Consider the following 24,816-nt stretch of genomic DNA (forward strand, 5'->3'; position numbering starts at 1 on the left):
TCCCTCGGAACTCATAGGGCAACCTCGGAATAGGCGGCGACCAATATCGCCGGGTCAGGGTTGTCGATCGTGGTCGGCTTGGCCAGCCCGTCCAGGACTACGAATCTCAGCCGGTTGCCCCGCGACTTTTTGTCGAGCCTCATCGTGTCCAGCAGCTCGTTGAAGGCACCCGGACGGTAACTGACCGGCAGCCGGAGCGACGTCAGAATCGCCTTATGGCGATTGGCCGTCTCGTCGTCAAGGCGTCCAAGCGCACGACTCAACTCAGCGGCATAGACGAGCCCGATCGACACGGCCGCGCCGTGGCGCCAGGTGTAACGTTCGGCCTTCTCGATGGCGTGGCCGAGGGTGTGCCCATAGTTCAATATCTCCCTCAGGCCCTGTTCGGTCAGGTCTTCGGAAACCACCCGAGCCTTGATCGCCACGGAACGTTCGATCAGCTCGGCCTCGTGAACATTGCCGGGACGGCTCACTTCAGCCGGATCCGCCTCGATGAGGTCCAGAATCGCCGGATCGGCGATGAAGCCACACTTCACGACCTCGGCCAGGCCAGCGATGTAGTCGTTTACGCCAAGGGTGGCGAGGGTGCTCAAGTCGCAAAGCACACCGACTGGTGGATGAAAGGCACCGACCAGGTTCTTGCCGCGATCGATGTTGATGCCCGTCTTGCCGCCCACAGCTGCGTCGACCATGCCCGCAAGCGTCGTCGGGATCTGCACAATTCGCACTCCCCTGAGCCAGGATGCTGCGACCCAGCCGGCCAGATCAGTCGTCGCGCCACCACCGAGCCCGACGATAGCGTCGCTGCGGGTGAAACCGATCTGGCCCAGGACATCGAAGCAGAAGCCAGCCACAGCAAGGGTCTTCTGGTCCTCGCCGTCAGGAACCTCGACGGCATGTGCCTCAAAGCCGACTGCCGTCAAGTCGTCTCGCACGACCTCTGCAGTGACCCGAAGGGTGGGCGGATGGATGATCGCAACGCGCTGCGCTCCGGTCAGCAACGGCGGAAGCTCACCAAGCAATCCGGTGCCGATGACGACGTCGTAGGCGCTCTGCAGTTGGGCATTGGTAACGGCGATCCGGGTGGTCTTGCTCACGGCTGTGTCGGCTTCAGTTGGTTAGCGAGTTGAGCGGCAACCTCGTCAATGCTCAAGGCCGAGGTGTCGATGCTGATTGTTGCGACTTCGCGATACAGCTCAGCGCGCTGACTTTCCAGCTCCAACAGGCGGGCAGCAGTATCGCCGGCCAACAGCGGACGGTGCTGGGTATTGCCGATTCTGGCAACCAGCGTCGGCTGATCAGCGGTCAACAGCGCGACGGGAACGGCCGAGTCGCGCAATTCTTGCCGAACGGCCGCTGTGGTTACCGCACCGCCGCCAAGAGCCAGCACGCCGCCGAAATCGATAAGCGTGTCCAGGATCGCCGCCGCCTCGATCTCCCGGAACGCGGCCTCGCCGTCATCGGCGATGATCTCGCCAACGGGACGACCAGTCATCTCATGCACAAGGTCATCGGAATCCAAGAACGGCAGCCCGAGGCGATTCGCAACGGCAGCGCCGACAGAGGACTTTCCGGCACCCGGCAGGCCCACGATAACGAGTTGCACAGCCATCAGATCAAGCTCTCCATCAGGTCAGGTCGCGCTCGGCCAATCTGGCCCGGTAGGACACAACATTCCGGCTGGTTTCTGCGACCGAGTCGCCGCCGAACTTCTCCAGAACCGCCTCCGCGAGGACCAGCGCAACCATCGCCTCGGCGACGACGCCAGCTGCCGGCACCGCGCAGACGTCCGAGCGTTGATTTATCGCGACAGCCTTCTCGCCGGTCGCAACATCTATCGTCGCCAGCGCCTTGGGCACCGTCGAGATCGGCTTCATAGCCGCTCGCACCCGTAGGACCTCACCGGTCGACATGCCCCCTTCGGTGCCCCCGGAACGGTGTGATCGTCGCCGGATCGAACCGTCGTCGGACCGCTCGATCTCGTCGTGAGCCTTGGAACCGGGAGTGCGGGCGGTCTCGAAGCCGTCTCCGACCTCGACGCCCTTGATCGCCTGTATACCCATCAGTGCGCCCGCGAGTCTCGAATCCAAGCGGCGGTCCCATTGGGTGTGACTTCCGAGCCCAGGCGGCAAGTTGTAGACGACCACCTCGACGATGCCCCCGAGCGTGTCGCCGGCCCGCTTGGTTTCGTCGATGTGCTCGATCATCGCCTGCGCCGCCTCGGCATCCAGACAGCGCACCTCGGATGAATCAATCCGGTGCAGGTCCCCCGGCAACGGGATGCTGTCGGCCGGTGCACTGACCGCACCGATTGCGGTGACATGGCTGAGCACTTCAGAACCGATTGTCTGCGCGAGGAACTTCTTTGCGACCGCACCCAACGCGACCCGTGCGGCCGTCTCCCGGGCGCTTGCGCGCTCGAGAATCGGACGAGCGTCGTCGAGGTCGTACTTCTGCATGCCGACGAGATCTGCATGGCCGGGACGAGGGCGAGTCAGGGGCGCGTTGCGCGCTTGAGCGGCGAGTAACCCCGCGTCAACCGGATCGGCCGACATCACGGTCTCCCACTTGGGCCATTCGCTGTTGGCCACCCGGATCGCCACCGGGCCCCCCATCGTCAGGCCGTGGCGCACTCCACCGGTGAGCTCTACGATGTCCTGCTCGAACTTCATCCGGGCGCCTCGGCCGTAGCCGAGCCGCCTGCGCGCGAGCTCCTCGGCAACGTCGGTGGTCGTGATCTGCACACCGGACGGTAGGCCGTCGATCATGGCGACGAGGGCAGGGCCGTGCGATTCACCAGCGGTCATCCAGCGCAGCACGACATCATTCTTTCAGACGGCAAATCCTGCTCAGCCCCGGAAGCTACAAAGACGCGCCGCAGCTGCCAACTCATCGTCCTGCGGGTGATGATGGGCCCGTGGACGGTAGAACCGAACGGGTCGAGGACCCAGGTGATTCAGAGGCTGAGGCCCGCCTGGTCGAACCGGGGACAGCGGCTAGGAGCGTGGGTTGGTCCGCCCTGCTCCGGGCAGCCCATGATTGCCTCGCTCAGCGCGATATCGACTCCGCCGATCGGCTTCACGAGCTGGCATGGCACGCCGCGTACGACAGACAAACCCAGGCGGCGACCATGCAGCAGATCGGGCGGCGGTGGTGGCTGTCCGAAGATCATGACGCCGCAGCGATGAGCTTCGAACTCGCACGTGTGCTTCGACGCGGTTTCGCTCGGCCGGAACTCCTGGCCAGCTCGCAGCTGGCATTGACCCGAACGCGCGCCGAACTTGGGTACGACGCGGTCGTGCTGTCCGGCGGTGCGGGTCGGCGGTTCGGCTATCTGCCGAAACCCGAACAACGCCTCGCCGGGTGGCCGTTGGCTGATCATGTGCTACTCGCCGTCAGCGGGGCGACGAGTCGATTGGTCGTCGGCCCGGAGCGCCGCGGCCTGGCCGAACCCACGTTCTGCCGGGAACAACCGCCCGGCGGAGGGCCTGTGGCCGGCATCGCCGCTGCCCTCGATCATCTCCGCCAGCCGTTGGTCGCCGTTCTCGCGGCTGACCTGCCCTTCATCCGAACGGGGCTGCGGCGCCTGCGCGACGCACTCAGCGGGAGAGCCGACGATCCAACGACATCCGACCCGGCCGCCTTCGACGCAGCAGCGTTCGTGGATACCGCTGGACGCGTCAACTACCTCGCGTCGATGTGGCGGCTCCCTGCCCTCCAGGCGGCGCTGAGACGGATCGGCAACGTTGAGAACATCCCGGTCAGAGCCTTGTTCGAAAGCGTCAGCACCACGTGGATTCCGGACTTCGAGGCCGAGGCGGCCGACGTCGACACACCAAACGATCTCGCCGCGGCTGAGCTCCGAGCTACGCAGGTCCCGCAGACCCCTTGGTTGCTGGAGGACTGGACCCAGCAGGAGCGGGCTCAGCGGAAGCGGTCGGCGCCGGATGAGATCCGAGTCGGGCCTCAAGGCCACTCTCAAGGCCACTTTCAGGGCTCGCTGCCGCTAACGCCGCTCGCATGGCCTGGACTGGAGCTGCACGCCCCGTCATGAGCTCGACCTGACGGGCAGCCTGGAACAGCAACATCGCGGCTCCACTCACAACGATTCCGCCCGCGTCCGCAATCGAGCTCGCCAACGCGGTCGGCCAAGGATGGTAAACGGCGTCCAACAGGGCTTGGTCCGCTCGCCACGGCAACCGCGCCAGCTGGTCTGAAGCACCCGCAGGAACCGTCGAGACAACCAGGTCGGCGCGAGTCAGTGCCACCTCAGCCCGCTCGTCATCCAACCTCACGACCTTGATCGGGCGCTCGAGCTTCTCGGAAGCAGCCGACAGCTCGCTCGTGCGAGCGGCATCACGAACGATGACCGTGACCGATTCGGCGTCGACCAGCGCCGCTAGCGCAGCCTGGGCTGTTCCGCCGGCGCCGATGATCGCGGCGTCCCCACCCATGCCGACCGAGCTGTCGCGCAGTGCATCGCGAATGCCGATCCAATCGGTGTTGTCGGCGAACCAGTCGCCGTCGATCCACAGCAGAGTGTTCCCCGCTCCGATAGCGGCGGCGTCCACGCTCACGGAGGATGCGACCCGCAACACCTCACGCTTGAGCGGCATGGTGCATGAATAGCCGACCACATCCGGCGTCGAAGCAGCGAGCAGGTCGCTCAGCGCGGACTCCGCGCATTCGATCGCGTCGTAGGTCCAATCGGCGAGACCGAGTTCGGAGTAGGCGGCGCGATGCAGCACCGGTGACAACGAGTGCCGGACCGGCATGCCAAGCACCGCGGCACGCATCAGCCGCAGCCCCAGTTGTTAGCCTTGCACGCCTCTGCAGCTCTCAGGAATGCGGCCTCGTCAGTGAAGAATCCGAGGTGGCCAGCCGCGTCGATGTTCACGTAGTAAAGCCAGCCCCCCGCCTGCGGTGTCATCGCGGCGTCGATCGCCGCCTCGCCCGGGTTGCCAATCGGGGTTGGCGGCAAGCCCGCGTTCTTGTAGCTGTTGTACGGGCTGGCGATCTCGGAGTAGACCACTGACTTCGGATCCTTGCCCTGGAGCTTGGCTGCGTAAACGCTCGTCGCATCAATCTGTAGCGGTCTGTTGATGGCGATCCGGTTCATGATCACCCGGGCGACCTTTGCGCGGTCGGCGTCGAACTTGGCTTCACCCTCAATTATCGACGCGATGATCAGCACCTGATACGGCGTGAGGCCGAGTCCTTTTGCCTTCGCCGCGATGTTAAGCGAAGCATATTCGGCGCTGAACTTCGCGACCATGGACTGAAGTGCCGAACTCGCTGTTGTCGTCGGATCGAAGTCATAAGTCGCTGGAAACAGCATGCCCTCGACCGATGTGGCCTTGATTGCGCTGGGTATGCCCAGGTTCGGTAACTGCGCGGCAGCGGCCTTCAGATCCGCCAATGGAATCTTCGTCTTGTCCGAAATCTGCTGCAAAACCTGGAGGTAGGTGTATCCCTCGGGGATCGTTACCTTTGAAACAAGTCGGTTCGCGGGGTCGAGAATTGCGTTCATCGCAGCAGCGCCGGAGCTGTGGAGCCGGACTTGATAGATACCGGGCTGAATGTCGTCAGCTTGGCCAGATTTCTTCGCCGCGTTGACAAAAGCCCGAGTGGACTTTACGACCGAGGCCTTCTGCATGGTTGTCGCGATGTCGTCGGCGGTGTCGCCCTTTTGAATTTGAATTTGTACGAATCCCTGCCCTGATCCTGCGTAGTCGGCAGCCGCGAAGCTGTTGCCGACCTGCCGGACAAGTACATAGCCAGCCCCGACCACGACCACGATGACGAGAATGGCGAGCAGTGGAGCGAGCCTGCGACCTTTGCGGCGCTTGCGACGGTGGCGGTCTGAGCGACGGCGAGCACCGGGTACGTACTGATCGGCGCCGGGGAGATTGTGCCGATCATCGGACCCGAATAACGGGTGATCGTCCTCCGGCAGCTCCTCGATCGTGTGCACCACAGGCTGTTGCCCCTTCGCTCTCTGCGTTCTCGTCACCACCCAGCTATTTCACGATCTGTACATCATCTACTTCACGATCTGTACATCATGCTTTGTCTCGCGCGCTATTGCTGTCAAGGAACGACTGAAGGATCTCGACAGCCGCGGCCTGATCTACGCGCGACCGCATGGCGCGACCGCGGACACCGCTCGTAGAGAGATTACGCTGCGCGACCACCGTGGTCATTCGCTCGTCGGCGAAAATGATCGGAATATCGACTAGTCGAGTCGCTAGGAGCTCGCCGTACGCTCGGGCCGCAGCAACCGCTGGGCCGTCCCGTCCAGCCAGCGTCCTCGGCAGTCCGACCACGACACCGACGGCCTCGAACTCTTCGATCAGCGCGACGAACTCATCAATATCGCTGCCGCGCTTGGCATCTCGTGAAAGGGTTTTCACCGGCACAGCCAATACCCCCCGCGGATCACTACGGGCAACGCCTACCCGGACCGAGCCGACGTCAACGCCAAACCAGACACCGCTCGCAATCATCGGTGCAGGCGTCTCAGGCCGAGTGAGCCGGCGCCCGGATCACTAACTGAACCACCGCAGCCAGCGCATCGCCCGTCTTGGACGCGTCACCGCCGGCACCTTGGGCCAAATCAGCCTTGCCGCCTCCGCGCGCACCCAGAATAGGCGCGAACTCCTTGACGAAGTCGCCAGCCGACAAGCCAATCTGTTGACCGGCGGAGTTGACGGTGGCCACAAAATGCGCCTTGCCGTCGACGTCGGAGGTGAGAACAACCACACCCGGACGGGCCGAATCGAGGCGACCGCGGATGTCCATGGCCAGGGTCCGCAGATCGTTACCTGACACGCCAGGTGGCGCCTCGACGGCGACCAACTGAATTCCGTTGACATCCTTGGCCTGGGCTGCCAGCGCCCCTGCCCCGGCCAGGACAGCCGCGACGCGATTGCGTTCGAGTTCCTTCTCCACCGTCCGAAGACGGTCGACGAGGGCAGCTACCCGATCCGGAACCTCAGCTGTCGGGACCTTCAAAGTCTCGGACACAGCGTTTACGAGCGCACGCTCGTTCGCGAGAAACCTCAGCGCCTCCAGGCCGACAAAAGCCTCGATCCGGCGCACACCGGCTCCGACTGAAGACTCCCCCACGATCGTCAGGGCGCCAACTTGCGACGAATGGTCGACATGGGTACCACCGCAGAGCTCGCGCGACCATGCGCCACCGATCTCGACGACCCGGACGTCGGCGTCGTAGGTCTCACCGAACAGGGCGAGCGCCCCTATCTCACGAGCTCGCGAGAGCGGCATGTGCTGGACGGTCACGGCCAGGTCGGCACGCAGCGCGCGATTCGATACCTCTTCGACATCCCGTTTCGACACCTCGTTCAAGGCCGAACCCCAGGCGAAGTCGAGGCGCAGGTAGCCGGGCTTGTTATAAGAACCGCTCTGTAGCGCGGTCGGGCCGAGCACCTCGCGCAGCGCCGCATGCACGACGTGGGTGCCGGAATGCGCCTGGCGCGCGGAGCGACGCCACTCCGGGTCGACCTGGGCATGCACGATCGCACCGGTACCGATCTCGCCCTCGGCCACCTCAACCCGATGCACGATCAGCCCCTTTATCGGCTTCTGCACATCGAGCACCCGAAGCAAGGCGCCGTCCGAGGTGATGGTCCCTTCGTCGGCGATCTGGCCACCGGATTCGGCATAGAACGGCGTCTCGTCGAGCACCACCTCCACGATGTCGCCTTCACCGGCCGAACGGATCAACTCGCCGTCACGCACCAGTCCACGGACTGCGCTGGAGTTGCTCAGGTCTGTATAGCCGATGAAGGTCGTCTCACCGAGATCGCGCAGCTCGCGATAGGCCGGAGAATTACCGTGGGCGCTCTTGTTGGCCTTCGAATCTGCCTTCGCACGCTCCCGCTGCTCGGTCATCAGCCTGTGAAAGGCTTCGGTGTCAACCGTGAGCCCTTGCTCGCTTGCCATCTCCAACGTCAGGTCGACTGGAAAACCGTAGGTGTCGTGCAGCTTGAACGCCTGATCGCCTGGCAAGACGCTCGACCCACTGCCCTTGACCGCCGCGACCGCGCTGTCAAAGATCGTTGTGCCGGAGGCGAGGGTTCGCCGAAAGGTCTCCTCTTCGGAGTACGCGATCATCGCAATGCGCTCGAAGTTTGCCGCCAATTCGGGATAGGACGCCGACATGCAGTCCCGAGCGACCGGGAGCAACTCAGGAAGCGCGTGGTCGTCCCAGCCCAGCAATCTCATTGATCGGATCGCACGGCGCAAAATTCGGCGCAGGACGTAGCCGCGCCCTTCGTTCGACGGGGTGACCCCGTCTCCGATCAACATCAGTGCAGTCCGCACGTGATCGGCAACCACGCGCAACCGGACGTCATCGGGGTGCGACTGGTTCGCGGCATGTCCGGAATGCTCACCGTATCGCTTGCCGGTGAGCTGAGCGGCACGTTCCAGAATCGGACGCGTCTCATCGATCTCGTAGAGGTTGTCGACGCCCTGAAGCAGGGCCGCCATTCGCTCCATGCCCATGCCAGTGTCGATGTTCTTGGCCGGCAGCTCACCGAGTATCGGGTAGTCGTCCTTGGTGCTGCCCGCGCCGCGTTCGTTCTGCATGAACACGAGGTTCCAGAACTCCATGTAACGGTCTTCGTCGACCTCGGGACCGCCCTCGAGCCCGTAATCCGGTCCGCGATCGTAAAAGAGCTCGCTGCACGGTCCGCACGGCCCAGGGATGCCCATCGACCAGAAGTTGTCCGCCTTGCCCCGGCGCACGATTCGTTCCATCGGTAGCCCGATGACGCGGTGCCAGATGTCGATGGCCTCCTCATCGTCGAGATACACCGTCGCCCAAATTCGATCGCCGTCGAGTCCGAATCCGCCCTCGCCCTGTGACTTGGTCGATAGCTCCCACGCCAGTTTGATGGCGTCCTCTTTGAAGTAGTCGCCGAAAGAGAAGTTGCCGTTCATCTGGAAAAACGTGCCATGGCGGGTTGTCTTGCCGACCTCTTCGATGTCCTGCGTTCGGATGCATTTCTGAACGCTCGTGGCCCGCGGCCACGGCGCCGCTTGCTGCCCGATGAAATAAGGAACGAACTGCACCATGCCAGCATTGACGAACAGAAGGTTCGGGTCGTCGAACGGCAACGGAGCACTGGGCACAACCGTGTGCCCGTTCGCCTCGAAATGCGCGAGGAACCGCCGACGGATTTCGGCAGAGCGCATGGTATTACTCCTTCAGCTCAGCTCCGCACTTCGTCGTCGTGGCACGGCGCACCTTGCGGTCAAAGCGGCGCTGGCGGGGTCTCACGACGAGTCGTGCACACAGGTTGTCGACACAAGCGTATTCCGACTAGCGAGGCGGTTCAGACTCACCAGTGTCCAACCCGGCCGCTTCGCGAAGTTCTGATTCCCGGTTGGACATCGCTTCTCTGACGTCGGAGGCGAAATCTCGCATCGCATAGGAGAGATCGGTCAGGCCAGCGCCGATTTCACCGGCGATACCGCGCGGGGTCAGCTTGTCCGCGGCGCGGGACAGCTTGCGGAAGATCAACACACCTAGCGAGCCGCCGAGGGCGAGCCAGAACAAGCGATGCATGTCAGCGGCTCCGGCGCACAGACCGGCGAACCCGCCGGGCGACAACTGCGGCCTCGACATCCTGTCGCCGCCGCAACGTCGACCGCACGCCGTAGGAAAAGGCCGCCGCCTTGATGAGCGGACTGCCAACCGTCGAGGACACGATCGATGTCAACGCAGCTGCGTTCGTTGTGATGGAAGTGACGCCACGTGTGATGCCCTCAACCTGATCGAGCTGGCTGTTCATGTTGGCCACGGTGGTCTGGGCCTCGAGCAGCAATGGCGCGGCTCCTTCATGTGTCTTGCGGATCGCCAACGTCGCCTCGTCGAGCGTCTTACCCAGCTTCAACAGCGGAATGGCAAGCAACAAAACAAGCAGGACGAACGCACCGGCGGCGATCAATCCTGCAATGGCGCCAGCAGACAACCGATTGCCTCCTTCAACTTCCCGACGCGGCGTTCTGACGCGTCATGTGGTTGCCTGACCCTACCGGGTACCCGAAATACCGCGGATCACTGAGCGAAGTTTGGCCAACCGCTCACCGATCTGACGCTCCAGCCCGCGCTGGCTGGGTTCGTAATAATCCCGCCCGACTAGTTCGTCGGGCGGATACTGCTGGGTAGCGACACCCTCAGCCAGGCCGTGTGGATAGACATAGCGCTGAGCGTGCCCGAGCTTCTTCGCTCCCGGATAGTGACCATCTCGCAAAGGTGGCGGTACTGATCCGGCCAAGCCGCCACGGACGTCGGCGATCGCAGCGTCGATAGCTGTGATGACGGCGTTCGATTTCGGCGCCATCGCCAGGTGAATGGTGGCCTGGGCCAGGTTGATCCGCGCCTCGGGCATACCGATGAAGGCGACCGCATCGGCCGCCGCGGTTGCCGCGAGCAGCGCGGTCGGATCGGCCAAGCCGATGTCCTCGCTGGCGTGGACAACCAACCGCCTGGCGATGAACCGGGGGTCTTCACCGGCAACGATCATCCGGGCCAGGTAGTGCAGGGCGGCATCGACATCAGATCCGCGGATCGACTTGATGAACGCGCTCGTCACGTCGTAGTGCTGGTCTCCGTCTCGGTCATACCGGACTGCCGCCGTATCGACGGCCGCTTCCAGCGCAGCCAAGGAGATCTCGGCCGGACCACTCGACTGGCTCCCTGCAGTCCGGGTCTCGGCTAGGACACTGCCCGCTGCGGCTTCGAGTGCGGTGAGGGCACGCCTAGCGTCACCCCCGGAAACCCGCAGCAGATGCTCGCGTGCATCACCGCTGAGCGTCACCGCGCCATCGAGTCCGCGAGGCTCGACCAAAGCGCGATCGATGAGCGTCGAAATGTCGGAATCGGTCAGCGGTTGCAGGGTAAGCAGCAGACTTCGGGACAGCAACGGCGACACCATCGAGAAGTACGGATTCTCAGTCGTGGCTGCTACGAGGGTGATCGTCCGAGCCTCCACCGCGGCCAACAAGGAATCCTGCTGGGTCTTGGAGAACCGGTGGATCTCATCTATGAAGAGCACCGTCGGGCGCCCGCCGTGCTCCAGCGTCCGGCGTGCCGTATCGATGACCGCGCGCACGTCCTTGACACCGGCGTTCAACGCCGAGAGCTGCACGAAGCGTCGGTTGGTCGCAGTGGAAACAATCATCGCCAGCGTTGTCTTGCCTGTCCCAGGCGGCCCGAAAAGAATGAGCGACATCGGCGCGTCCCCATCGACCAGGCGCCGCAGCGGAGATCCCGGACCCAGCAAATGTTGCTGTCCAATCACCTCGTCTAGCGTTCGTGGACGCATCCGAACTGCCAGGGGGCCATCGACAGCTAGGCGGCTGGCGGACACCGTCCGGCGAGCCTCATCGTCGTCTTCGGCAGCGGCGTGCTCACCCTCGTCGTCTGAACCGAGTGGACCCTCGAACAACGTCATGCGCCCCAACCTATAGCCGGTGGGCACCGGGCACCGAGATCCCGTCCGTCTCGACGACCCTGCCGCGCGGCAGGGTCGGCTCAGAGCGGCAATCGTCAAGTCTGCCTAGACTTCACAAGGCACCTGCAAGCGACGAGCGGCGGCGGGCGAACTCTGAAGGCGGGACGAACCAATGTCGGTCATGACGGCACGTCGACGGGTCATGCGAGTCGATTTTGGCAATCGAGACTCGGACGGCCCCGGTCTCGCCATCGGCTCGACGACGCCGACTGGCCAAGGGCGCGCAGATGACCTCACAGTCGAGGCACCGCTGAATCTGGTCGTTGGCGACGAGGTCATCGCCACCCTGATGCGAACGCCTGGCCACGACGTCGAACTGGCTGCCGGCTGGCTCGTCGTCGAATCGGGTGTTCGGTCGGCCGAAGATCTGGTCGGTCTCCGCCAATGCCGAACTGAGGACGATCTCGCGACCCGGGCTGTCGACGCCGGCACCGGGCGCGGTGTCGATCAGGTACACGTAGTGCTCGCCGAAGGCGTAAGTCCGCCGCAACCACGAGCGTGGATCACCGGGACGTCATGTGGGGTATGTAGCGCCGACATCATCGACCTGTCACCGCTGCACTGGGCAGCGCCCAACACCGCGGACTGGCATATAGACGCCTCGGTGCTCCACCAGCTGCCGGACGCGCTTCGCCAGCAACAGCGCGTATTTGAACGCACCGGTTCGCTGCACGCCGCAGGACTGGCCGATGCGTCGGGAGAACTGCTTGTAGTCCGTGAGGACGTGGGCCGCCATAACGCCGTTGACAAGGTGACTGGTTGGGCTCTGCTCGATCAGCGGTTGCCGGCCACCGACCTGACGTTGGTCGTCAGTGGCAGGGTCTCCTTCGAGATCGTTCAAAAGGCAGTTGCTTCGTCAGTGGCCGCCATCGCCGCCGTGTCGGCGCCGTCGGATCTCGCGGTCGACCTTGCTCGCGAGCACGGCCTGGTACTCGCGGGCATGATCCGGCCCGGACGGATGAACATCTATGCCGGGGAAGATCGAGTCACCGGAATCGGCTAGCGCGCGATACTAGCGGGGGACGGATGCCAGGACACCGTGCACTGAGCAGCGAGCCCGCCAGCCCAGCGGGTCTACTTGAACGACCATCCGGCGGGCACATTGTGGGCAATATCGTGGCGGCTCCAGCACCGCGCGCTGTTGGCAACGAGGGTGTGTCGCGTCCTCGACCTCGCCACACTGACCGCAATATCGGTGAGTGTCCGGCCTCGTCATGTCGCCTTTCCTACAGCGTTGCCGACAGCGCCTTGATCGGCATCTTGAGCTCCTGGAGCAAATCGATGTCCGACTCCGCAGGTCGACCCAGTGTCGTCAGGTAGTTGCCGACAATAACTGCGTTGATTCCGCCGAGCATGCCCTGCCGGGCACCGAGATCGCCGAGCGTCAACTCACGACCGCCGGCAAATCGCAGAATCGTCCGCGGCATCGCCAGCCTGAAGGCTGCGATGGTCCGCAGAGCGTCCTTGCCCTCCATGATCGGAAGATCTCCGAACGGCGTACCGGGCCGTGGATTGAGAAAGTTCATCGGCACTTCGTCCGGGTCGAGCTCGGCCAGTTGCGCGGCGAACTCGGCGCGCTGCTCGACGGATTCACCCATGCCGATGATTCCACCGCAGCAGACCTCCATGCCCGCCTCGGCCACCATCCGCAGGGTCTCCCAGCGCTCTTCCCACGAGTGCGTCGTCACAACCTGATCGAAATGCGACCGGGCAGTTTCCAGATTGTGGTTGTAACGGTGCACACCGATGGCCACGAGCTGATCTACCTGCTCCTGGGTCAACATGCCGAGCGAACAAGCCACATTGATGTCCACTGCGTCCTGGATGGCTTTCACACCTTCGGCGACCTGGGCCATCAGCCGCTTGTCGGGGCCGCGGACGGCAGCCACGATGCAGAATTCAGTAGCGCCCGTCTTTGCGGTTTGCTTGGCGGCCTCGACCAAGCTCGGAACGTCAAGCCAAGCCGAACGCACCGGAGAAGTGAACTGGCCGGACTGAGAGCAGAAATGACAATCCTCCGGGCAGCCCCCAGTCTTGAGGCTGATGATGCCTTCCACTTCGACCTCAGGACCGCACCAGCGCATCCGCACTTCGTGGGCAAGTTCCAGCAACGCGTCGAGATGTTCGTCGGATAGCCGCAACACCTCGAGCAACTCCGCCTCTGACAAACCGACGCCGTTGACCAGGACTCGCTCACGCGCGAGGGCCAATACGGCGGGTACCGGCTGCGCAGCACTGCGGCCGCTTGCGGTCTCGGGGTCGATCAGGGTCATCGATAACTCACCTTCGTTGCGGCTGGCGCTGCGTGTGCTCGAATGAATTCTGATGCATCGAAGGTTCCGCCCAGCGTTCGGGTTAGTGATCGCACCGCGACGTCGCCGAACTCCGACCTCGAAAGCTCGCCAGCACCATCGGGTAGCACGCCCTGCACAGTTCCCGAACCATAGCCCGGCAAGTCGATCAGGTTGCACCGCTCTGCCAAGCCCACAACCGCGGGCCAGCGCCCGACTACCAGCTGGTTGTCGACCGACAGCGGTGCCAGTGCGGCAGCGGCCGCCGCGGCGTCATGCAAGGCCCCCAGCCCTGCGCCGGTGGTCACAACCACTCCCAGCGTCGCGGCGATGGCGCGAAGTCCGAGTGCCAGGTCGACGATCGTTTCGTTCGAGGTGTTGTAACGGACAAAGGCGCCGCCGGCACCCTCGACGATGATCAGATCGCGGCCTTCGAGGCGCCCGATCCACTCGACCAACTCGCGCGTCGACGGACCTTCTTGACCCAAGCGTCGAGCCGCGGTCGCGGGTGCCAACGGTTCGGCGTAACGCACGTACTCGTGTAGATCAGCCAGGCCGGTGAGCCTCTCGACGTCCGTGAGGTCACCTGCCTCTCCGGGTCGTACGCCGGTCTGCACTGGTTTTACGACCGCGACCCGCTGACCTGAGCGAGAGGCGCAGGCGGCCAGAGCCGCTGTGGTGATGGTCTTGCCGATGCCGGTGCCGGTCCCGGTGACGATGATGACCTTCACTCTGACGACACGGCCCGCAATGTCTGACGAAAGAGTTCGAGCTGGCCATCGGTCAGGTTCGCCCGGGCGGTGAGCCGCAGCCGTGCCGTCCCTATCGGGACCGACGGCGGCCTGAAGCAGCCGACGAGAACACCTTTCTCGCGCATGGCGCTCGCCATCCGCAAGGCCCGGTGGGCATCGCCTATCAGCACCGGAATCACAGCGGAATCAGTCGGGCGTACGCCGGCCGAGTTGGCAAGATCGGAGGCTCGTCGCAGAACGTCTGCGGCCAGCTCGGGCTCGTCCTCGATGATGCCGAGCGCGGCAAGGGCAGCCCCCGCGGCGGCCGGATTAAGACCGGTATCGAAGATGAATGTCCTTGAGGTGTCGATCAGCTGCTCGATCACCGCAGCGGCGCCAAGTACCGCTCCCCCTTGCGCACCAAGGGATTTGGAAAGTGTCACCGTCGTGACCACGTCCGGCTCGGCGGCGATCCGCGCTTCGGCGACCGAACCGCGACCGCCGCCACGGACACCGACCCCGTGCGCGTCGTCGATGACCAGCATCGCCCCCTGGCGACGTGCGAGCTGATGCCATTGAGCCAGCGGTAACAAAAGGCCGTCCACCGAATTGATGGCGTCGATGACCAGCAGCGCGCGTGGTTGGGATCGATTTTCCAGGGCGGCCTCGGCCGCATGCAGGACACCGGCTGGAGTCACCACAACCTCGGATTTCGCAAGCCGACATCCATCGACGAGTGAGGCATGGTTTCCGGCGTCGGAGACGATGAGGCAATCGGGGCCGGCCAGCGCCGTGATCGCGCCCACGTTTGCGAGGTAGCCCGAGGAGTAAACGAGCGCGGCGGGTGCTCCGACAAAGGCTGCCAGCGCGCTTTCCAGATCGGCGTGCAAGGCTGTGCTGCCGGTAACCAGGCGCGAGCCCGTCGACCCAGTCCCCCAGATCCGGATGGCCTTTGCTGCGGCTTCGACAACGCGTGCGTCTCGCGACAGGCCTAAATAATCGTTCGAAGCCAGATCCAGCAAGGTCGCGTGTTCGTCTCGCGGCTTCAACTCCCGATGCAGGCCCGCAGCCAGCCGCGCTGCGGCTGCGTCCGCCAGCCAGCCCAGACCGTCATCGGTAGCCTCGAGCCCGGCAGCGGAGCGGCTGGACGGCCTGGTCGTGGACGGATCTGCCACCAATTCGCTCACGGCGCAGAGGCTACGTCAGGCTGTCGAGTCTCGTACGCCGGCCTCCACGGCGGCGTGGATTGCCACACTTACCGTCGACAGATCCGCGTCAGAGATGATGTACGGCGGCATCGTGTAAATCAGGTCGCGAAAGGGCCGAAGCCAGACACCACGGTCAACGGCGGCGGCGGTTGCTGCGCCCACATCTACGTCGGCGGCCAGCTGTATGACGCCGATGGCACCGAACACGCGAACGTCACGTACGCCGTCCAGTTGCGCGATCGGACCTAACCCCTTCAGCAAACCGGCCTCAATTCGCGAGATCTCGGCCGGCAGATCGTAGGACAGCAACACATCGATGGCGGCGAGCGAGATCGCCGATGCCAGTGGATTGCCCATGAAGGTCGGCCCGTGAGCGAGTACGGGCACCGCGCCGGAGGAGATCTGCCTCGCCACGGCGGAAGTGCACAGGGTCGCCGCCATCGAGAGATATCCGCCGGTCATGGCCTTCCCCAGACACATGATGTCGGGGCTGACTCGCGCGTGCTCGGCGGCGAACAAGGAGCCGGTACGGCCGAAGCCCGTAGCGATCTCGTCGAAGATCAACAAGACGTTGTAGCGATCGGCAAGCTCGCGCAGCCGAGTCAGGTACGCCGGATTGTGGAACGACATTCCGCCCGCGCCCTGGACGACAGGTTCTACGATGATCGCCGCGATCTGATCGTGGCGAGCGGCGAGAACAGCCTCCCACTCATCGCAATACTTCTCATCGACCGCCGTGTTCACTCCGGCGGGCGGCGCGTCCACGAACACCTGTTCGGGAAGCATGCCTTTCCACAGCGCGTGCATCCCGCCGTCCGGGTCACACACGCTCATCGGATGCAGGGTGTCGCCGTGATAACCGCCTCGCCAGGTCAGCAGCTTCTGCTTACCCATGTGGCCGGCGGAAACCCAGTATTGGAGCGCCATCTTCGCCGCGACCTCGACAGCTACCGAACCTGAATCGCTGAAGAAGACGTGTTCGAGGGGGTCCGGAGTGATCTCCACCAACCGTTGCGCAAGGCGAACCGCCGGTTCGTGGGTGAGGCCGCCGAACATCACGTGGCTCATGGTGTCGATCTGGGCGTGAGCGGCTGCGTCCAAGATCGGGTGCCGATAGCCGTGGATTGCCGCCCACCAGGACGACATACCGTCGATCAGCTCGCGGCCGTCTGCGAGGCGAAGCCGGACCCCCGACGCCGACTCGACGAGCAACGGCAACTGGTGACCCACCGCAGAGACCGACTCACCAGCCATCGGACCGTAGGGATGCCACACACGGGCCGCATCGGCAGCGATCAGTTCCGCAGCGATGCTCTCTCTCACGCTGTCGAGGCGGCGGCGCTGCTGACGGGACCGACTTTCGGCTTGACGTCGATGCCCGCTTCCTTACGCTGGTCGGCGGTAATGGGCGCCGGAGCCTCGGTGAGCGGATCGAAGCCGTTGCCGGTCTTCGGAAACGCGATCACGTCGCGAATCGAATCAGTCTTGGAGAGAAGCGCGTTGATTCGGTCCCAACCAAAGGCAATGCCACCATGCGGCGGGGCGCCGAAAGCGAAGGCATCCAGGAGGAAGCCGAACTTCTCCTGGGCCTGCTCGGCCGACAGACCCATCACCGCGAAGACCCGTTCCTGGATGTCACGCCGATGGATACGGATAGACCCGCCGCCAATCTCATTGCCATTGCAGACGATGTCGTACGCATAGGCGAGCGCGCTACCGGGATCAGTGTCGAAGGTGTCCAAGAACTCTGCCTTTGGGCTGGTGAAAGCGTGGTGGACAGCGGTCCAGGCACCAGATCCGACTGCGACATCGCCGCTCGCCGTGGCATCAGAGCTTGGCTCGAACAAGGGCGCGTCGACAACCCAGAGGAAGGACCACGCCGATTCGTCGATGAGCCCCAACCGCTTGCCGATCTCCAGTCGTGCGGCCCCCAGCAACGACTGTGAACTCTTTCTTTCGCCGGCACCAAAGAACACGCAGTCACCGGGCTTGGCACCGACCCGAGCGGCCAGACCGGCCCGCTCGTCGTCCGACAGGTTCTTCGCAACCGGACCGCCGAGCTCGCCGTCTTCACCGATCAACACGTACGCCAGACCCCTCGCACCGCGCTGCTTGGCCCACTCCTGCCAGGCGTCCAACTGCTTGCGGGGCTGCGAAGCACCTCCGGCCATGACTACGGCACCGACGTAGGGTGCCTGAAAAACCCGGAATGGGGTATTCGCGAAAAAGTCCGTGACGTCGCGGAGTTCGAGATCGAAGCGGAGATCGGGTTTGTCAGAGCCGTACCGGTTCATCGCGTCTTTGTAGGTCAGGCGCGGTATCTCAGGTTCGATCTCATAGCCGATAAGAGCCCAGATCGATCGGAGAACCTGCTCCGCCAGCGCGATCACGTCGTCCTCTTCGACGAAGCTCATTTCAATATCGAGTTGGGTGAACTCGGGTTGACGATCGGCGCGGAAGTCCTCGTCGCGATAACAGCGGGCGATTTGAAAGTAGCGCTCCATGCCTGCCACCATCAGCAGCTGCTTGAACAGTTGCGGGGACTGCGGCAAGGCATACCACGAGCCGGGTTGCAATCGGGCTGGGACGAGAAAGTCGCGAGCGCCCTCCGGAGTGGACCGCGTCAGTGTCGGCGTTTCGATCTCGACGAAATCACGATCCAGCAGGACGTTTCGCGCGGCCTGATTCACCTTGCTACGCAGGCGCAGTGCCGCGGCCGGCCCGGGCCGGCGCAGGTCGAGGTAGCGGTACTTCAACCGAGCTTCTTCGCCGACATCGGTGTGCTCGTCGATCTGAAACGGCAGGACCGCGGCGGCGTTGAGGACTTCCACCTCGTCGGCGACAACCTCGATGTCACCGGAGGCGATGTTCGGATTGGTCTTGCCTTCAAGCCGATCACGCACCTGACCGGTAACCCTGATGACCCACTCGTTCCGCAACGCGGACGCGACGCCGTCGCCTGCTTCATCGTCTCGAATGACGACCTGGACGACACCGGAGGCATCGCGTAGATCGATGAAAGCCACCCCGCCGTGGTCGCGCCGGCTGGCTACCCAGCCGGCGAGCGTTACGGTGTCACCTGCATGGCTCGCTCGTAGCGAACCAGCCTCATGGGTGCGGAGCACAGAAGTTCCCTTCGGAAAATATCAAGCGTCGTTATCGGATTCTCGGATCGAGAAGAATTATCCCACCCTGCGAGCTCAGGGCCCGGGCTCGAGTACCTGCGGCCGGAGATCGTCACTCGGCGGCGTCCAGCTGTGCGGGTCGGCGGCTACCTGATCGCCGCTGCGGATGTCCTTCACCTGATCTCGGCCAGCATCGCCCCCAGCGTCTCCCCCAGCGTCTCCCCCAGCATCTGCCCCGGCGTCTGCGGCTGCTGCCCCATCGGCCGCTACCTCATCGGAGATGGGCACTGCCGGGAACCAAACGAACGGAATCCCCCGGCGCTCCGCGAAACGTATCTGCTTGCCGTACTTCTGCGGACTGGGTGCGACTTCGGTCGAGATGCCACGTCGGCGCAAGGCCTGCGCAATCTCATCGCAGCGCAGCCGCGACTGCTCGTCTGGCAAGGCCACAAGTACGGCAGAAGGAACCGACCGGCTTGCCGTCAGTTTCTTCCGCGCGAACAACGGCATCAGCAGCCGAGTGACGCCGAGAGATATTCCGACGCCCGGGTAGGTCGTTCGTCCGTCGCTGGCCAACGAGTCGTAGCGGCCACCGGAACAGATCGAGCCGAGGTTCTCGAAGCCGGCCATCCGGGTCTCGAACACCGTTCCGGTGTAGTAGTCGAGTCCGCGGGCGATACTCAGGTCGGCCTCGACCGCGAACCGGGCGGTATTGAAGGACGCGCACCCATCGATGACCGCCGCGAGCTCGGAAAGGCCTTCGTCCAACAGTGGTTGGGTGATTCCGAGATCGCGAACCTGGCTGACGAAGGAGGAATCGGTTGTGCGGATGGCGGCGAGCGCCAAGCAGCGTTCCGCCTGAACCGGGGTGAGACCGGCTTCGTCGGCAAGCATCGTGGCGATGACCTCGGCAGGCAGCTTGTCGATCTTGTCGATGACCCGCATGACGGCAGCGACATCTGCAGCACCGACGCCCTGATAGAAACCCTCGATCAGCTTGCGGTTGTTGACCTGGAGGCGAAGTTTCGGCAGCGGCAGTGACGAAAGCGCCTCGGCCATCACCCTGGCAACCTCGACATCATGATGGAACGGCAACGTGTCCCTGGCCACGACATCGATGTCGGCCTGGGTGAACTCGCGATAACGGCCCTCTTGGGGTCGCTCTCCCCGCCACACCTTCTGGATCTGATAACGCCTGAACGGGAACTCCAACTTGCCTGCGTTCTCGAGCACGTATCGCGCGAACGGCACGGTTAGATCGAAGTGCAGCCCCAAGGTATTACCCGGGTTCGCCGCGTTACCTGAACTTGTCGTCTCGGCACTGCCCGCCACAGCGTCGTCGCCAGGCGTTGCTTGGACTGGAGGATCGTCCTCAGCCTGCAGGCGGCGCAGGATGTACACCTCTTTGTCGATCTCGCCCTTACGAAGCAACTGATCCAGCGGCTCGGCAGCGCGCGTCTCGATGGGCGCGAAACCGTGCAACTCGAACGTCGCCCGAAGCTGGTCGAGCACCTGGAGTTCAACGAAACGTTCCTGCGGAAGCAGCTCAGGAAAACCGCTCAACGGTGTGGGCTTCGGTGTAGTCACAACAAGTCTCTCAAGTAGGGATTGGTCAGCCGTTCGGCCCCAATCGTGGTCTGCCCGCCGTGTCCGGGCAAAACCTTTACATCGTCGGCCATCGGCAGGATGACGTCTCTGAGCGAGGCTGTCATCGCCGTCATCGAACCGCCGGGCAGGTCCGTCCGACCGATCGATCCGGCGAACAGGACGTCACCGGAGAACAGCACATCGCCTGGCAACTCATCCGCAGCGGTCGCAGCCGGCAAGGTGAAAACGACCGAACCCGGCGTATGCCCCGGGGCATGCCGGACCGCAAACGTCATGCCCGCAAGCTCCAGCACGTCGTTGTCGGCCAATTCCCGGACGTCGTCGGGCTCGGCAAAGGTGAGCCCGGAAACCCCGAAGATCGGGGCTCCAATCGGCAGGCCGAGACTTGACCACGGATCACCGAGGGTCGAGCGGTCAGCGGAGTGGATGAGCGCCGGCACATCGCGTGCCTGGCACACCGGCAGAACCGAGAACGTGTGGTCGAGGTGGCCGTGGGTGATGACGACTGCTACCGGATGAAGTCGATTCTCCGAGACGATCTCGTCCAGTTGCGCAGTCACCCCGACGCCGGGGTCGATTACTATGCATTGTTCGCCGGGGCCGCGAGCTACAACGAAGCAGTTTGTCCCGGCGACCTGAGCCGGAAAGCCCTGAATCAGCACTGGTGACTCCCGCCGTCCGGTGTACGGCCCGGGCGGTGTGCCAAGGACCGATTGATCACGATACCGAGAGCGTCCGTGGCTCGGGTTACCGCCCGACCGCTGCGCCCGCGTCACAGGTCGTCGGCCAACCGTCATCTGAGCTGAGACTGGAAGGGGGAATTCCACCCGACTCTGAGGGCTGTGCCGACTCACAGGAAGCACTCACAACCGCCCTTGGCACATGGCTAAGACTTCTTTCGTACACTTCGGCGAGCTTGTGCCGTTCGATCGTAGGCAACCCCCCGCAACAGCGGGCCTGCAAGGAGGATTACCAGTGTCGACCAGCAAGCAGCGCCGTGATGCTGCCCGCCGCCACCTCGAGCGCCAGCTCGAGCGCCGCCAGCAACGAGATGCTCGCCGCCGTCAGTTCACCGTGATCGGCACGGTTATCGGGGTGATCGTGATCTTCGCGATCGTCATCACCTCGGTCGTCATGCTCACCCACGACGACAAGAAGACTCCCGCCGCTACTGGCGCGACACCATCGAGCGCCGCAACGTCACCTGCGCCGTCGGCCAGCAGCACGAAGGCTCCGTTGCCCAGTCGGAAGCCAGCCGTAATCAACCGGGCAGCAAAAAAGAGCACCGGCCCGTGCGGCTACACCGAGACGGCAGCCAACTTGAAATCAGGTGCCCTCTTTGACACCGGCTTGCCCCCGGACCCCAAGCCGACCCCGACCGCAAAACGAACCGCGCTCTTCAACACCAACCTCGGCACGATCACGGTCGAATTGGACGGAGCCGGCGCTCCCTGCAATGTCCAGAGCATCGAGTACCTGATTTCCAAGAAGTTCTACGACAACACGGGCTGTCCGCGATCGGTCAACTCCGGGATCTTCGTCGTCCAATGCGGTGATCCGTCCGGGACGACCTCGGGCGGGCCGTCCTACACGACCAAGGACGAGAACCTGTCGGCTGCCAAGTACACCGAGGGCGCCCTCGCCATGGCCAACAGCGGCGCCAACACCAACGGCAGCCAGTTCTTCTTCATAACCAAGGACAGCAGCACGACACTTGGCAAGAATTACACCGTGATCGGTCACGTCACCGGTGGTTTGGACCTGCTGCAAAAGGTAGCGACCGGCGGCGATGACGGATCCAACTCAGCCGGCGGTGGGCGTCCGAACGTCGACCTCATCTTCAAGACCGTGACGTTGAAGAGCTGAGCAAACTAGTTCGCTGCGTGCACCCGGTAGACGTCGTAGACGCCTTCGACGTTTCGCACGGTGCGCAGCAGATGACCGAGATGCTTCGATTCGGCGAGCTCGAAGGTGAAACGCGAGACAGCAACCCGGTCTCGATTGGTGGTTACCGACGCCGACAGGATGTTGACCCGCTCGTCTGACAGCACTCTGGAGACATCGGAAAGCAGGCGGTGCCGGTCGAGCGCCTCGACCTGGATGGACACCACGAAGACGGAGTCCGACGACGGCGCCCATTCAACCTCGACGAGTCGATCAGTTTGCAGCAGAAGGGAATCTGCGTTCGTACAGGAACGCCGGTGGACGGACACACCGCCGCCGCGAGTGATGAAGCCAAGAATCTCGTCGCCGGGCACCGGGGTGCAGCAGCGCGCCAACTTGACCCAGACATCCGACATGCCCGAGACCATCACACCGGCGTTGCCACCGGTTCGGCGACTCGTCTGCGGCCGGGTCGGAATTTCGGTCTCGGCCAGGTCTTCGGTAGCTCCCTCGACGCCGCCGAGCGAGGTCACCAGCTTCTGGACGACGGACTGTGCCGACACATGTCCTTCGCCGACCGACACGTACAAGGCCGTGATGTCGGTGAGGTGCATCTCGCGCGCGATCGTCATCAGCTGATCGCCACCGAGCAACCGCTGCATGGGCAACGACGACTTGCGCATTGCACGAGTCAGTGCGGTCTTACCGGCCTCGACCGCGTCCTCGCGACGTTCCTTTGCAAACCACTGGCGAATCTTCGTTTTCGCTCGCGGTGAGGTGACGAACGTCAGCCAGTCGCGGGACGGGCCGGCCCCTTCGGCTTTGGACGTGAAGACCTCGACGGTGTCGCCATGATCGAGTTCGGTTTCCAGTGCCACCAACTTGCCATTGACCCGTGCACCGATGCAGCGATGACCCACGTCGGTGTGCACGGCGTAGGCGAAGTCAACAGGTGTTGAACCAGCGGGCAATCCGATGACATCGCCTTTGGGCGTGAAGACATAGACCTCGCGAGCACCGAGATCGAACCGAAGCGTGTCGAGGAACTCGCCGGGTTCCTGCGCTTCGCGTTGCCAGTCGAGCAGTTGACGCAGCCAACCCATCTCGTCGCTCACCGCCGCCGGCCTGGCTGGCGCACCCCCGACTTCTTTGTACTTCCAGTGCGCTGCGATGCCGTACTCGGCCGTTCGGTGCATGCCCTGGGTGCGGATCTGCAACTCGACGGGCTTACCACCGGGCCCGATGACCGTGGTGTGCAGCGATTGGTACATGTTGAACTTCGGCATCGCGATGAAGTCTTTGAAGCGACCAGGAACTGGCTGCCAGTTCGCATGGATGACACCGAGCGTGCCGTAACAGTCCCGCTCGGAATCAACCAGGACGCGGATGCCGACCAAGTCGTAGATGTCGGTGAACTCGCGCCCGCGGACGATCATCTTCTGGTAGATCGAGTAATAGTGCTTTGGTCGGCCGTAGACGTCGGCCTTGATGCCCCCGGTCTTGAGATCGGCTTTCACCCGTTCGATGACCTCGTTGAGGTACACGTCGCGCTGTGGCGCGCGTTCAGCTACCAGACGCACGATCTCGTCGTACCGCTTCGGGTAAAGCGTCGCGAAGGCCAGGTCCTCGAGTTCCCATTTGATGGTGTTCATGCCGAGGCGATGTGCCAGCGGTGCTAACACCTCTAAGGTCTCGCGGGCCTTCCGTTCCTGCTTGGCCGGCGGTAGGAACCTCAGCGTGCGCATGTTGTGCAATCGATCAGCCAACTTGATGACAAGCACTCGCGGATCGCGCGCCATCGCCACGATCATCTTGCGGATCGTCTCAGCCTCAGCTGCCTCACCGAACTTGACCTTGTCCAGCTTCGTCACGCCTTCAACCAGGTGCGCGACCTCTGCGCCGAATTCAGCGCCGAGTTCCTCGGTCGTCAAACCGGTGTCTTCGACAGTGTCATGGAGCAGAGCGGAGACGAGGGTCGTCGTGTCCATACCCAGCTCAGCCAGGATTGTGGCGACTGCCAGCGGGTGCGTGATGTAGGGATCGCCGGACTTACGCAGTTGCCCGCGGTGACGTTCCTCTGCGAGGTCGTAGCCGCGTTGCAGTAGCTTTGCGTCGACCTTCGGATGCGCCGCTCGATGGACGGCGAGCAATGGCTCGAGGACCGGCTTGATCGTCGTCTGCCGCTGAGGCGTCACGATACGGCGGGCGACCCTGTCCCGCATTCGACGGCGGTGTGCGCCGTTCGCGCCGCCGTTGCCCCCCGGGTTGGACGGGTTCAACCCTTGTGCGGGCGCCTTCACCGCTGAAGATGCGGGCGCCGGAGATCGTAGCGCCGGTGATGCAGGCGAGGCGGTAGACGCCGCGATCGGCGCCGAGGCGGGCTGCTGCGGCGTGGGCGATTGGGTAGCTGATTGGTTCGGCGA

21 protein-coding genes and 1 pseudogene are annotated in these 24,816 nt (G+C 63.8%); 3 read left to right on the forward strand and 19 right to left on the reverse strand.

Annotated features, from left to right (window positions below; translation table 11 throughout):
• Positions 1–11: 11 nt before the first annotated feature.
• From aroB to aroC, 3 genes are read right to left on the reverse strand one after another with little or no spacing between them, the layout of a single operon-like run.
• Positions 12–1,097 (reverse strand): 3-dehydroquinate synthase, encoded by a 1,086-nt coding sequence (gene aroB, locus ACSMXN_RS13760; RefSeq protein ID WP_022912041.1) that lies wholly within the window; start codon positions 1,095–1,097, stop codon positions 12–14.
• Positions 1,094–1,612, reverse strand: a complete 519-nt coding sequence (locus ACSMXN_RS13765) for a shikimate kinase (protein WP_022912042.1) — start codon at positions 1,610–1,612, stop codon at positions 1,094–1,096. The genes aroB and ACSMXN_RS13765 overlap by 4 nt, the downstream gene beginning before the upstream one ends.
• Before the next feature lie 16 nt (positions 1,613–1,628).
• Positions 1,629–2,819, reverse strand: coding sequence for a chorismate synthase (gene aroC / locus ACSMXN_RS13770; protein ID WP_022912043.1), 1,191 nt, complete (start codon positions 2,817–2,819; stop codon positions 1,629–1,631).
• Positions 2,820–3,184: 365 nt separating this feature from the next.
• Between aroC and mobA the strand changes: the two are divergent.
• Positions 3,185–3,679: pseudogene (gene mobA / locus ACSMXN_RS13775) on the forward strand (molybdenum cofactor guanylyltransferase); the annotation flags it as partial.
• Positions 3,680–3,866: 187 nt separating this feature from the next.
• Here mobA and ACSMXN_RS13780 read toward each other — a convergent pair.
• The 7 genes from ACSMXN_RS13780 to ACSMXN_RS13810 form a co-directional block, all read right to left on the reverse strand.
• Entirely contained in the window at positions 3,867–4,796 is a 930-nt protein-coding gene (locus tag ACSMXN_RS13780) for a shikimate dehydrogenase (RefSeq protein ID WP_022912045.1), read from the reverse strand.
• The gene (gene mltG / locus ACSMXN_RS13785) at positions 4,796–5,977 is read right to left on the reverse strand and encodes an endolytic transglycosylase MltG (protein WP_022912046.1); all 1,182 of its coding nucleotides are present in this window, start codon (positions 5,975–5,977) and stop codon (positions 4,796–4,798) included. The genes ACSMXN_RS13780 and mltG overlap by 1 nt, the downstream gene beginning before the upstream one ends.
• 85 nt (positions 5,978–6,062) lie before the next feature.
• Positions 6,063–6,506 (reverse strand): Holliday junction resolvase RuvX, encoded by a 444-nt coding sequence (gene ruvX / locus ACSMXN_RS13790; RefSeq protein ID WP_022912047.1) that lies wholly within the window; start codon positions 6,504–6,506, stop codon positions 6,063–6,065.
• Between the two features lie 13 nt (positions 6,507–6,519).
• Positions 6,520–9,222 carry an alanine--tRNA ligase gene (gene alaS / locus ACSMXN_RS13795; protein ID WP_022912048.1) on the reverse strand — a complete coding sequence of 901 codons (2,703 nt, stop codon included), beginning with the start codon at positions 9,220–9,222 and terminating at the stop codon, positions 6,520–6,522.
• Positions 9,223–9,349: 127 nt separating this feature from the next.
• On the reverse strand, positions 9,350–9,595 hold the full coding sequence (locus ACSMXN_RS13800) for a hypothetical protein (RefSeq protein ID WP_022912049.1): 246 nt from the start codon (positions 9,593–9,595) through the stop codon (positions 9,350–9,352).
• Position 9,596: 1 nt separating this feature from the next.
• Positions 9,597–10,001, reverse strand: coding sequence for a DUF948 domain-containing protein (locus ACSMXN_RS13805; protein WP_022912050.1), 405 nt, complete (start codon positions 9,999–10,001; stop codon positions 9,597–9,599).
• Between the two features lie 60 nt (positions 10,002–10,061).
• Positions 10,062–11,486 (reverse strand): replication-associated recombination protein A, encoded by a 1,425-nt coding sequence (locus tag ACSMXN_RS13810; RefSeq protein WP_022912051.1) that lies wholly within the window; start codon positions 11,484–11,486, stop codon positions 10,062–10,064.
• Positions 11,487–11,667: 181 nt separating this feature from the next.
• Here ACSMXN_RS13810 and ACSMXN_RS13815 point away from each other — a divergent pair, with 181 nt between their 5' ends.
• A complete protein-coding gene (locus tag ACSMXN_RS13815) occupies positions 11,668–12,549 on the forward strand; it encodes a formate dehydrogenase accessory sulfurtransferase FdhD (protein ID WP_081648985.1) in 882 nt (293 codons plus the stop codon).
• 9 nt (positions 12,550–12,558) lie between these two features.
• On the opposite strand, the gene bsaP is transcribed toward ACSMXN_RS13815, so the two are convergent.
• The 8 genes from bsaP to ACSMXN_RS13855 all read right to left on the reverse strand — a co-directional run bounded on the left by bsaP (position 12,559) and on the right by ACSMXN_RS13855 (position 21,171).
• Positions 12,559–12,762, reverse strand: a complete 204-nt coding sequence (gene bsaP, locus ACSMXN_RS13820) for a biotin synthase auxiliary protein BsaP (RefSeq protein WP_081648939.1) — start codon at positions 12,760–12,762, stop codon at positions 12,559–12,561.
• 10 nt (positions 12,763–12,772) lie between these two features.
• Positions 12,773–13,819, reverse strand: coding sequence for a biotin synthase BioB (gene bioB / locus ACSMXN_RS13825; protein WP_022912053.1), 1,047 nt, complete (start codon positions 13,817–13,819; stop codon positions 12,773–12,775).
• The gene (gene bioD / locus ACSMXN_RS13830; RefSeq protein WP_022912054.1) at positions 13,816–14,568 is read right to left on the reverse strand and encodes a dethiobiotin synthase; all 753 of its coding nucleotides are present in this window, start codon (positions 14,566–14,568) and stop codon (positions 13,816–13,818) included. Before bioD ends, bioB begins: the two co-directional genes overlap by 4 nt.
• The gene (locus ACSMXN_RS13835; RefSeq protein WP_027139120.1) at positions 14,565–15,674 is read right to left on the reverse strand and encodes an 8-amino-7-oxononanoate synthase; all 1,110 of its coding nucleotides are present in this window, start codon (positions 15,672–15,674) and stop codon (positions 14,565–14,567) included. The genes bioD and ACSMXN_RS13835 overlap by 4 nt, the downstream gene beginning before the upstream one ends.
• Positions 15,675–15,770: 96 nt before the next feature.
• Complete coding sequence (locus tag ACSMXN_RS13840) at positions 15,771–17,099, reverse strand: adenosylmethionine--8-amino-7-oxononanoate transaminase (protein ID WP_022912056.1); 1,329 nt, start codon at positions 17,097–17,099, stop codon at positions 15,771–15,773.
• Positions 17,096–18,901 (reverse strand): aspartate--tRNA ligase, encoded by a 1,806-nt coding sequence (gene aspS / locus ACSMXN_RS13845; protein ID WP_022912057.1) that lies wholly within the window; start codon positions 18,899–18,901, stop codon positions 17,096–17,098. The genes ACSMXN_RS13840 and aspS overlap by 4 nt, the downstream gene beginning before the upstream one ends.
• 75 nt (positions 18,902–18,976) lie before the next feature.
• Positions 18,977–20,488, reverse strand: a complete 1,512-nt coding sequence (gene hisS, locus ACSMXN_RS13850) for a histidine--tRNA ligase (protein WP_022912058.1) — start codon at positions 20,486–20,488, stop codon at positions 18,977–18,979.
• Positions 20,485–21,171 carry an MBL fold metallo-hydrolase gene (locus tag ACSMXN_RS13855; protein ID WP_022912059.1) on the reverse strand — a complete coding sequence of 229 codons (687 nt, stop codon included), beginning with the start codon at positions 21,169–21,171 and terminating at the stop codon, positions 20,485–20,487. The genes hisS and ACSMXN_RS13855 overlap by 4 nt, the downstream gene beginning before the upstream one ends.
• Before the next feature lie 313 nt (positions 21,172–21,484).
• Between ACSMXN_RS13855 and ACSMXN_RS13860 the strand changes: the two genes are divergently transcribed.
• Positions 21,485–22,375, forward strand: coding sequence for a peptidylprolyl isomerase (locus ACSMXN_RS13860; protein ID WP_022912060.1), 891 nt, complete (start codon positions 21,485–21,487; stop codon positions 22,373–22,375).
• Between the two features lie 5 nt (positions 22,376–22,380).
• Here the strand turns inward: ACSMXN_RS13860 and ACSMXN_RS13865 are convergent, their stop codons facing one another.
• Positions 22,381–24,693: a RelA/SpoT family protein gene (locus ACSMXN_RS13865; protein ID WP_022912061.1), complete on the reverse strand. Its 2,313-nt coding sequence runs from the start codon at positions 24,691–24,693 to the stop codon at positions 22,381–22,383.
• Positions 24,694–24,816: the final 123 nt, after the last annotated feature.

This window comes from Parajatrophihabitans canadensis (genome assembly GCF_053764775.1).

Excerpts from the sequence above, each read along its gene's own strand:
- ACSMXN_RS13810 (WP_022912051.1), bottom strand. The coding sequence starts at position 11,486 with ATGACGTTGTTCGAGGGTCCACTCGGTTCAGACGACGAGGGTGAGCAC.
- bsaP (WP_081648939.1), bottom strand. The coding sequence starts at position 12,762 with ATGACGAGGCCGGACACTCACCGATATTGCGGTCAGTGTGGCGAGGTC.
- alaS (WP_022912048.1), bottom strand. The coding sequence starts at position 9,222 with ATGCGCTCTGCCGAAATCCGTCGGCGGTTCCTCGCGCATTTCGAGGCG.
- ACSMXN_RS13815 (WP_081648985.1), top strand. The coding sequence starts at position 11,668 with ATGACGGCACGTCGACGGGTCATGCGAGTCGATTTTGGCAATCGAGAC.
- bioB (WP_022912053.1), bottom strand. The coding sequence starts at position 13,819 with ATGACCCTGATCGACCCCGAGACCGCAAGCGGCCGCAGTGCTGCGCAG.
- ACSMXN_RS13765 (WP_022912042.1), bottom strand. The coding sequence starts at position 1,612 with ATGGCTGTGCAACTCGTTATCGTGGGCCTGCCGGGTGCCGGAAAGTCC.
- ruvX (WP_022912047.1), bottom strand. The coding sequence starts at position 6,506 with ATGATTGCGAGCGGTGTCTGGTTTGGCGTTGACGTCGGCTCGGTCCGG.
- ACSMXN_RS13800 (WP_022912049.1), bottom strand. The coding sequence starts at position 9,595 with ATGCATCGCTTGTTCTGGCTCGCCCTCGGCGGCTCGCTAGGTGTGTTG.
- ACSMXN_RS13780 (WP_022912045.1), bottom strand. The coding sequence starts at position 4,796 with ATGCGTGCCGCGGTGCTTGGCATGCCGGTCCGGCACTCGTTGTCACCG.